This is a genomic window from Streptomyces sp. NH27, from assembly GCF_056859195.1.
Window position 1 is genome coordinate 1 of record NZ_JACEGK010000294.1, and the last position, 9,815, is coordinate 9,815.

The window sequence follows — 9,815 nt, forward strand, 5'->3', positions numbered from 1 at the left end:
CGCCGAGGACGAGGGGCTCGGCTCCCCGTACCGGCACGCGCCCTGAGCCGTACCGCCGGCCGTCGCCGTACGGACGGCCGGCCGCGGCCGCTCCTCCCGGGCCGCCGAACCGCCTTTCCCCCTCCCCCGGTGGCCCCGGCGTGTGACGCCGGGCGCCGCTCCCGCGGCCATCCCGGCCCCGGCCCGCCGCGCTTCGGCGGGTGTGTCCCCTGTCATCTCCCGCGGAGTCCCCTTTGTCCACCGGACCGACCCCGAGCACCCCGAGCACCCCACCGAGCGCATCGCCCGGCATACCGCCGGCCGCCCCCGCGCGGATCGCCCACGGCGTCGGCGGTCCCGGCCGCGCGGCGATCTCCGCGCCGCATCTGAGAACCGACCGATGGTGGCTGCCGCCCCTGGTCAGCGCGCTCGGCCTGGCCGCGTTCATCGGCTACTCGACCTGGCGGGCGTTCGCGAACACGCACTACTACGCGGCGCCGTACGTGTCGCCGTTCTACTCGCCCTGCCTCGCCTCGAACTGCACGGACATGAACGGCGGCGCCGACTGGCATCTGTTCGGGAACTGGTGGGGCCTGTCGCCCGCCCTGCTGGTGCTGATCTTCCCGCTGGGCTTCCGGCTGACCTGCTACTACTACCGCAAGACGTACTACCGGTCGTTCTGGCTCTCGCCGCCGGCCTGCGCCGTGGCCGAGCCGCACGCGTCGTACAGCGGCGAGACCCGGCTGCCGCTGATCCTGCAGAACGTCCACCGCTACTTCTTCTACCTGGCCGTGGTGGTCGCGGGCATCCTCACCTACGACACGGTGCTCGCCTTCCGCGACAAGCACGGCAACTGGGGCCACGCCGGGCTCGGCACCCTCGTCCTGCTGGTGAACGTCGGCCTGATCTGGGCGTACACCCTCTCCTGCCACTCCTGCCGGCACATCATCGGCGGCAAGCTGCGGCACTTCTCCGCCCACCCGGTGCGCTACCGGTTGTGGGGGTGGGTGGGAGTGCTCAACGGCCGCCACATGCTGCTCGCCTGGTCCTCGCTGATCAGCGTCGGTGTCGCGGACTTGTACGTGTACCTGGTGTCCAGCGGCGTATTCGACGATCCGAGGTTCTTCTGACATGACGAATGTGGAACGGCACGCGTACGACGTGGTCGTGGTCGGCGCGGGCGGCGCGGGGCTGCGCGCCGCGATCGAGGCACGCGAGCAGGGGCTGCGGACCGCGGTGATCTGCAAGTCCCTGTTCGGCAAGGCGCACACGGTGATGGCCGAGGGCGGCATCGCGGCGAGCATGGGCAACGTCAACTCCGGCGACAACTGGCAGGTGCACTTCCGCGACACCATGCGCGGCGGGAAGTTCCTCAACCACTGGCGGATGGCCGAGCTGCACGCCAAGGAGGCCCCGGACCGGGTGTGGGAACTGGAGACCTGGGGCGCGCTGTTCGACCGCACCGCGGACGGGAAGATCTCGCAGCGCAACTTCGGCGGCCACGAGTACCCGCGGCTGGCGCACGTCGGCGACCGTACCGGCCTGGAGCTGATCCGCACCCTCCAGCAGAAGATCGTCTCGCTCCAGCAGGAGGACCATGCCGAGACCGGCGACTACGAGTCCGGGCTGAAGGTCTTCCAGGAGTGCACGGTCACCCGCGTCCTGAAGGGCCCGGGCGGCGAGGTCGCCGGGGTCTTCGGGTACGTCCGCGAGTCGGGGCGGCTGTTCGTGATCGACGCGCCCGCGGTGGTGCTGGCCACCGGCGGGATCGGCAAGTCGTTCAAGGTCACCTCCAACTCGTGGGAGTACACCGGCGACGGGCACGCGCTGGCGCTGCTGGCCGGGGCGCCGCTGATCAACATGGAGTTCATCCAGTTCCACCCGACCGGGATGGTCTGGCCGCCGTCGGTGAAGGGCATCCTCGTCACCGAGTCGGTGCGCGGCGACGGCGGGGTGCTGCGCAACAGCGAGGGCAAACGGTTCATGTTCGGCTACGTGCCGGACGTGTTCAAGGAGAAGTACGCGCAGACCGAGGACGAGGCCGACGGCTGGTACACCGACCCGGACCGCCACCGCAGGCCACCGGAGCTGCTGCCGCGCGACGAGGTGGCCCGCGCGATCAACTCCGAGGTGAAGGCCGGGCGCGGCTCCCCGCACGGCGGGGTGTTCCTGGACGTGTCCACCCGGCTGACGGCCGAGGAGATCACCCGCCGACTCCCGTCGATGCACCACCAGTTCAAGGAGCTGGCCGATGTCGACATCACCGCCGAGCCGATGGAGGTCGGACCGACCTGCCACTACATGATGGGCGGGGTCGACGTGGACCCGGACACCGCGGCGGCGGCCGGGGTGCCGGGGCTGTTCGCGGCCGGCGAGGTGGCCGGCGGGATGCACGGCTCCAACCGGCTGGGCGGCAACTCCCTTTCCGACCTGCTGGTCTTCGGCCGCCGCGCCGGGCTGTACGCGGCGCAGTACGCGGCCGGCCTCGGCGACGCCCGCCCGGTCGCGGACGAGGCGCAGATCGACCAGGCCGCGGCGGAGGCGCTGCGGCCGTTCGGCGCGGCGGACGCGGCGGACGCCGGCGCGGAGAGCGGCGCCGTGGAGAACCCGTACACCCTGCACCAGGAGTTGCAGCAGGTGATGAACGACCTGGTCGGGATCATCCGGCGGGCCCCGGAGATGGAGCAGGCGCTCCAGCGGCTGGCGGTGCTGCGGGAGCGGGCCGTGCGGGCCGGGGTGGAGGGGCACCGGCAGTTCAACCCGGGCTGGCACCTGGCGATCGACCTGCGCAACATGCTGCTGGTCAGCGAGTGCGTGGCGCGGGCGGCGCTGGAGCGTACCGAGAGCCGCGGCGGCCACACCCGCGACGACCATCCGGACATGGATCGCACCTGGCGCAAGGTCAACCTGGTGTGCGAGCTGTCGGACGCGGCCGGCGGCGCGGTGGACCTGCGCCGCCGCCCGACCAGCCCGATCCGGCCCGACCTGCTCGATCTGTTCGAACGGGACGAGCTGCTGAAGTACCTGACGGACGAGGAGTTGGACGCGTGAGCGCTTACACGGCCCGGTTCCGGGTGTGGCGGGGCGACGCCGAGGGCGGCGGGCTGCAGGACTACGACGTCGAGGTGAACGACGGCGAGGTGGTGCTCGACATCATCCACCGGCTCCAGGCCACCCAGGCGACCGACCTCGCGGTGCGCTGGAACTGCAAGGCGGGCAAGTGCGGTTCGTGCAGCGCGGAGGTCAACGGGCGGCCCCGGCTGATGTGCATGACCCGGATGTCGGTCTTCGAGCAGGGCGAGACCGTGACGGTCACCCCGCTGCGGGCCTTCCCGGTCGTCCGCGACCTGGTCACCGACGTGTCCTTCAACTACGCCAAGGCCCGCGAGATCCCGGCGTTCGTGGCGCCGAAGGGGGTCGCGGCCGGGGAGTACCGGATGGCGCAGGTCGACGTGGAACGCTCGCAGGAGTTCCGCAAGTGCATCGAGTGCTTCCTGTGCCAGGACACCTGCCACGTGGTGCGCGACCACGAGGAGAACAAGGACGCGTTCGCCGGTCCGCGGTTCCTGATGCGGATCGCGGAGCTGGACATGCACCCGCTGGACGCCGCGGCCGCGGACGGCGGCCCGACCCGGGCGGAGTCCGCACAGGACGACCACGGCCTGGGCTACTGCAACATCACCAAGTGCTGCACGGAGGTCTGCCCGGAGCACATCCACATCACCGACAACGCGCTGATCCCGTTGAAGGAGCGCGCCGTCGACCGCAAGTACGACCCGCTGGTGTGGCTCGGCTCGAAGATCCGGCGACGCGGCCAGTAGGCCGATCGGCCCACGGCACGACAGGTACGCGGCACGGCCGCGTCGCCCCGACAGCGGCTCCCGCGACGGGAGTTCACCCGACGGGCGGCGCGGCCGACGGCCACGCCACCTCCAGCACCCGCGGGTTGCCGTCCGGGCCCAGCCGCAGGATCGGGCTGGCCTTGTCGACCGGATTGCTGCCGGTGCGGCTGGTCTGGTAGTTCGCGCTGAACCGGATCGGGCCGCTCGCGCCGAGCACCTGGTGCGCGCCCTGGAGCGCGCCGAGTTCGCCTGCCACCGCGTCGGCGTGCGGCTGCCGCTGCTCGGTCAGCCGGACCGCGGACACACCGGTCAGCGTCGCGTCGTATGCCGTCATGGTGTTGCCGTCGGTCAACGAACCACCGGGGAAGAGCCGTTGGAAGGTCTGGTCGAAGGTGCGGAAGCCGCGGGCGCCCTCCTGCTCGTCCCCCGCCGCCGCGGGGTCGTGGGCCGACGTCCACTCGTCGGGGTGCGCGACGCCCGCATAGTCCACCGTGACATGGCCGTTCAGGTCGCGCCGGAACTGCGGGGTGATCGCGAGGTTCGACATGTCGTCGCCGCTGACGATCTCGATCCGCTTGTCCAGGCAGGTGTTGGCGAAGGCGTGCACCAGCACCCCGACGTCCTGGCCGCGGCCGGCGAAGAGCACCACCGCGGGCTGCTGGGCGCAGATGTCCAGCGCCATCTGGCTGATCCGGGTGGCGACCTCCTGCTCGGCCTCGGCCTGCTCCGACTCCGAGGTGGCCCGGTCGCGTTTGGTCGTGTCGAACGGCTCCACGTCGACGATCCGGTGGTGCGGTATAGCGGCGAACTTCCGGAACCCGCTCACCAGCGTGGCGTCGTAGCTGTCGCCCGCGTTGCCGTCCTCGACCAGGACCGCGCGGGTGGAATCCGCCCGCACGTACGACAGGGCGGCGGCCATGTTGTCCTGGTTGCTCGGGGCGACCCGGACGAAGTTCCTGATGTTGCTGAAGCTGTCGGCGGTGATGCTCGAACCGACCACCGGGATGTTCCGGCCGGTCAGTTCGCGCACCGCGCTGCGGGTGCCGTCCAGGCTCAGGCCGAGCCCGGTCACGGCCGCCACGTGCTGGGCGGTGGCCTGCTCGATCGCGGAGGTGGCCGCCTTCCACTGGTTGGCCTGGTACCCGTCGCTGCCGATCAGGAGCTGGATGTACGGCGCGACGCCCTCGACGTTCTGCCGGTTGGCGTAGTACTGCGCGGTGTAGGCGCCGCGCACCTGCTCGACAACGGCGCCCATCGACATGATGCTGCCGCTGTGGCCGGAGATCGGCAGCAGCACCACCACGCTGACGTAGTCGTGCGGGTGCTCACGGGTGATGGTCCGGTTCTCCTTCCGGATCGCGTCCTCGACGCCTTTCAGCCGCGGGTCGAAAGGGTACGACCCGTCGGTGATGCCGACGCACTCGCCGTTCGCGCCGTGATGGGTGACGGCGGTGGCGCCGCCGCGCATACACGGCTGGTTCCGGAAGTGGTCGACCAGCCCGAACACGCCGAACAGGCCCGCGACGAGCCCTGACAGGACCGCCACCACCACCCCGGTCTTCATCGGTCGGGGCTGATTCCCGTACCACTGCTCGAGTCCTCGGAGCGCACGCGACTCTCTCATCGATCCCACTCCTCCTCGATGCGGTGGTAATTCCCGGACTCCTGGAACAGCGCCTCGTTGCCTCCGGAGATCGCGGCGAGGTTTCCGTACTCGTCGGAGATCAGCCCGGCCAGGTGGTGGCGCGGGTCGAACGACCGGTCGCCGTAGAGCCATTGCGCGGTCACCAGGCGGCTGATGGTCCGGTTGCGGTCGCGCGGGTCGGGCCGCCCGGCGAGCGCGGTGACGAAGGTGCGCGGATCGCCGTCCGTACGCAGCCGGTTGGGCGCCGCGGCCACCTGACGCAGGATCAGCTTCCATTGCTCGGGCGACTCGCAGCGGTCGTACTCCCGCTCCAGGTAGCCGGCGACCGCGGTCAACGGCTCCCGGCGGGACGCGGTGGCCTGCGCGAGGAGGTGGTGGTGGCGCAACGGCGCGTCGTGGGCGCCGGAGTAGTGGGCGGCATAGCCCTGGTGGGCGCCGTCCCACACCTCGGGGACGGCGGCGAGCCGGCGGTGCAGCAGCAGGGCGGCCAGCGGATGCAGCCGGACGGCATGCCCACCGGGCGGGACCGAAGTGCCCGGTGCGGCGGGCGCGTCCGGTCCGTCGGGCGGCTCGGGCTCCTCCTCCAGCCACAATGTCGCGCCGAGCCGGCGGCGGGCGGTGGCGGCGTCGAAGCGGGTCCAGCCCAGGAAGTGCAGCGCCGCGGTGCCGGCGCCCAGCCGGAGCCCCGGGGTGAGCGCGAGCACCGCCATGGTGTCCAGCAGCGAGCCGCCCTCGGGGCCGATGCCGTCCTCCGGCCCGTCGACGTGGTCGTCGGCGAGGATGCGGCGCAGCAGGTACGCGGCCACGCTCGGACCGGCGGCGGCCGCCTCCTCGGGTCCGGGCGGGGTGCGGCGGGCCGGCGGAACCCAGTGGTCGGGCAGGTAGTCGGCGGCGGGCAGCGGCCGGTCCAGCAGCCGGCGCGGGTCGTCCGCGGCCGCGTCGGGCCGGGCCAGCAGGTGGGCGAGCCGGTCGACCGCCTCCGGGTGACCGTCGGTCAGGTCGCGCAGGTGGCTCGCGTCGCGCTTCTGGCTGCCCAGCACGCTGCTGCCGCACATCACCACCACGTCCTCGTGGCCGAGGTCGGTGAGCCGGATCGGGTACCACCACACCGGGTGGTCCTCGCCCGCGGGCGCGGCGGGGTGCCGGACGGCGAAGCTCAGCCGGTCGTCGGTGGAGGCGAGCGGCGCCATCACGGTGTGCGCCCGGCCCCGCCGGGCGGCCACCACCAGCGCGGGGTCGGGCTGCTCGCGGGCCCGGTGGCTCTCCCGGCGGCACTCGGCGAGCAGTTCCAGGAACAGTTCGCCGGCCCGGCTGCCGGCGTTGTCCAGCATCAGCAGGCAGTTGGCGGGCCGCTGGCCGCGCAGGGAGCGCCGGTTGAAGTCCCGGCGCAGGTCGGCCAGCAGGGCGGCACACACCGTCTTCAGCGCCGTACGGGCCGCGTCCGGCGCGTCGCTGCGCCCGTGGTGGCGGCGGTGGATCTCCCACAGCCGGTCCTCCGCGCTGCCGACGCCGGGCGCGTGGTCCTTCAGCCAGCGCCTGGCCTCCGCGTCGCCGCGCCGGCGCCGGCCGACCGCGGACAGCAGCATGCCCAGCGCCTTGGCGGCGGCCGACAGCAGCACCTGCTGGTCGGCGGGCAGCAGCGGCGCGGCGCGGGCCGCGAGGCCGTTGAGCGCGGAGTTGGCGGCGGCGTCCTGCGGGCCGGCCCGCAGATACGCCTCGAACGCGGCCCGGCCACCGCCGGCGTCCACGAAGCTCAGCGCCTTGAAGATCATCCGGGTGCGGCAGAAGCGGATCGGGCGGATGCCCGGGACCCGGCGCCCCCAGCCCTGGACCGCGGCCAGCACGATGTCCTCGACCGCCTCGGCCCGGCCCAGGTCGAGCCGGACGCTCAGGCAGCGCCCGCTGAACTCCGTCCACAGCCGGTCGAGCAGCACCGATCCGCCGCTGCCGCGCGGGCCGACCAGCAGCACGATCGGCAGCGGCCGCGCGGGGATGCCCGAGCGTCTCAGCGCGTCCCCGGTGAACTCCACCACCCGCACACGGCCGTACAGCCTGCCGTCCGTCATGTCCCACGTCTCCCGCCGTCAGGACCGGCACACCGCCGGCCCCGCCCCCATCGGATTCACCGACTTCACCGGGACCGGCCCCGGAATCCCGGACCGCCGGGATATCCGGAGCCCGCCCGGGGCACCATTGGCACCGATTTCCGTGATGGCTCGGGATTCCCCGCCGGCGCTTCCGGCGATCTCCCGGCGATCTCCTGGCGATCTCCCGGCGAATCCCGGACACCCCGGAAAACCGGGGGAATCCTGAGCCGTCCGGCGCGGAATCCGCGCGGGCGCGCGTTTCCGTTCCGGACGGGAATCAGCTCCGGGGCCGGAGAAGTTCCCCCCATCGGTGGAATAGGGAGAGTAGACCGACCCGGTGGGGACCCGTCCCGAAAACCGGAAACCCTCCCTCGTTCGGGGAATTTCCGGTAGTGACCGCCCCTGTGCCCGGGGCAGGGCACGCTATCGGGCTCGCGACGGCTCCCCGGTCGCGCGACGCATAAGCCGCACATACGCTCCCGAAAAGAGCCACGCGGTGGGCCGTGGCGCGGACAGCGGGAGGCAACGCGGTGCGCCACAAACGTAAGTCGTCGGCCGCCGCGCTGGCGGCGCTGGCCGCACTGGCGACGGGCGCCGGACTGCCCGTACGGGCGGCTGCGGACGCCCCGATACCCCTGGCCAGGACCGGCCAGGTCACCGACAAGGTGGGCGCGTTGCAGGGCCGGACCGGCGAGGTGCAGGCCGCCCTGAACCAGCTCTACGACCGGCAGAAGCTCCAGCTCTTCGCGGTGTACGTGAACGGCTTCTCCGGCGCGGCACCGCAGGACTGGGCGAACGCGACCGCGGTGAGGAACGGCCTGGGCCGTAGGGACGTGCTGCTGGCGGTGGCCACCCACGACCGCCAGTACGCGGTGTCGGCCGACCAGGAGGCCGGGCTCACCCAGCGGCAGATCGACGAGGTCGGCGACCAGGCGATCGAGCCCGCGCTACGGCACGACGACTGGGCGGGCGCGGCGGTCGGCGCGGCGAACGGCTACGCCGCGGTACTCAGCGGCAACCCGGTGACCGCCCCGGCCATCACCCCGGGCGCGACGGACCCGGGCGGCACGGGCAGCCGCTCGTCCGGCTCGATATGGATTCCGGTGGTCGCGCTGGGCGCGGCGCTGCTGCTGGGCGGGTGGGCGTACCGCAGGCGGGCGAGCCACCAGCGCCCGGTGCGGACGTCGGCAGGGCAGGGCGCCAGCGAGTGGCGGTCGCGGCCGAAGCAGCCGGTGCCGGTCACGCCGCTGCCGGAACTGGACGCGCAGGCGCGCGAGCTGCTGGTGGCCACCGACGACGCGGTACGCACCAGCCAGGAGGACGTGGGGTTCGCGGCGGCGCAGTTCGGCGAGGACGCCGCGCAGCCGTTCGGCGAGGCGGTGGAGTACGCCAAGGGCGAGCTGACCGCGGCGTTCCGGCTGCGGCAGAAACTCGACGACGCCTACCCCGAGGACGACGAGACCCGGCGGCAGATGCTCGACGAGATCCTGTCCCGCTGCACCCAGGCGAACCGGCGGCTGGACGCGGAGTCGGAGGCGTTCGACCGGCTGCGCGCGATGGAGGCGAACGCCCCGCAGGTACTGGCGCGGGCCGAGGAGAAGGCGGCGGCGCTGCCGGCCCGGATCGACGCCGCGGCGGCCGCGCTCGGCCCGCTGGCGGCGCGGTACGCCGACTCCGCGCTCGAACCGGTGGCCGGCTACCCCGCCGAGGCCCGCGACCGGCTCGACTTCGCCCGGACCAGCCTGGAGCAGGCACACACCGCGATCGGCACCGACCACGGCCGGGCCGCGGTCTTCGTCCGCGCCGCCGAGGGCGCCCTGGACCAGGCCACCATGCTCGCCGACTCCGTCACCCGAAGGGAGCAGGAGCTGCACGCGGCCGACACGAAACTGGCCGAGGCGCTGGCGGAGACCGAGGCCGATCTCGCCGAGGCCCGCGCGATCCTGGGCGCGGGCCCGCCCCAGGGCGGCAGCACGGAATCGGCCGCGGGCCCGGGCGGAAACGCCCCGGCGGGCGGCCCGGGCACCGGTCCGACCACGGCGGGCACCGGCGCGGCGGACTGGCTGAACGGCCCGGCGGGCGCGGGCAGCGGCGGCGGCGCGGGCACCGGCGCGGCGGACTGGCTGACCGGCCCGGCAGGCGCGGGTGACGGCGCGGGTGACGGTGGCGCGGGCGGCGGCACCGTGAGCGGCCCGGCACAGCCGTATCCCTCCGGCCCCGCGCACGCCGAGCTGCGCGGGCGGGTGGCGCGGGCGGAGAGCG

At 73.4% G+C, this 9,815-nt stretch carries 6 protein-coding genes; 4 read left to right on the plus strand and 2 right to left on the minus strand.

What is annotated here, in order from left to right; genetic code table 11:
• The first annotated feature begins 233 nt into the window (after positions 1-233).
• Genes AC13HU_RS22720 through AC13HU_RS22730 form a run of 3 tightly spaced genes read left to right on the plus strand, consistent with a single transcriptional unit; the run spans position 234 to position 3,800 of the window.
• Positions 234-1,109: a hypothetical protein gene (locus AC13HU_RS22720; RefSeq protein ID WP_483043778.1), complete on the plus strand. Its 876-nt coding sequence runs from the start codon at positions 234-236 to the stop codon at positions 1,107-1,109.
• Between the two features lies 1 nt (position 1,110).
• Positions 1,111-3,030 (plus strand): fumarate reductase/succinate dehydrogenase flavoprotein subunit, encoded by a 1,920-nt coding sequence (locus AC13HU_RS22725; protein WP_483043779.1) that lies wholly within the window; start codon positions 1,111-1,113, stop codon positions 3,028-3,030.
• Positions 3,027-3,800: a succinate dehydrogenase/fumarate reductase iron-sulfur subunit gene (locus tag AC13HU_RS22730; protein WP_483043780.1), complete on the plus strand. Its 774-nt coding sequence runs from the start codon at positions 3,027-3,029 to the stop codon at positions 3,798-3,800. Before AC13HU_RS22725 ends, AC13HU_RS22730 begins: the two co-directional genes overlap by 4 nt.
• A 73-nt stretch (positions 3,801-3,873) precedes the next feature.
• Here the strand turns inward: AC13HU_RS22730 and AC13HU_RS22735 are convergent, their stop codons facing one another.
• Entirely contained in the window at positions 3,874-5,445 is a 1,572-nt protein-coding gene (locus AC13HU_RS22735; RefSeq protein ID WP_483043781.1) for an ABC transporter substrate-binding protein, read from the minus strand.
• Positions 5,442-7,532, minus strand: coding sequence for an ATP-binding protein (locus tag AC13HU_RS22740; protein ID WP_483043782.1), 2,091 nt, complete (start codon positions 7,530-7,532; stop codon positions 5,442-5,444). The genes AC13HU_RS22735 and AC13HU_RS22740 overlap by 4 nt, the downstream gene beginning before the upstream one ends.
• A 551-nt stretch (positions 7,533-8,083) precedes the next feature.
• Between AC13HU_RS22740 and AC13HU_RS22745 the strand changes: the two genes are divergently transcribed.
• A partial coding sequence (locus tag AC13HU_RS22745) for a TPM domain-containing protein (protein ID WP_483043783.1) occupies positions 8,084-9,815 on the plus strand: 1,732 nt, incomplete at its 3' end.

Bases quoted from the DNA above. Each gene is read 5' to 3' on its own strand.
- AC13HU_RS22740 (WP_483043782.1), bottom strand. From the start codon at position 7,532: ATGACGGACGGCAGGCTGTACGGCCGTGTGCGGGTGGTGGAGTTCACC.
- AC13HU_RS22735 (WP_483043781.1), bottom strand. From the start codon at position 5,445: ATGAGAGAGTCGCGTGCGCTCCGAGGACTCGAGCAGTGGTACGGGAAT.
- AC13HU_RS22725 (WP_483043779.1), top strand. From the start codon at position 1,111: ATGACGAATGTGGAACGGCACGCGTACGACGTGGTCGTGGTCGGCGCG.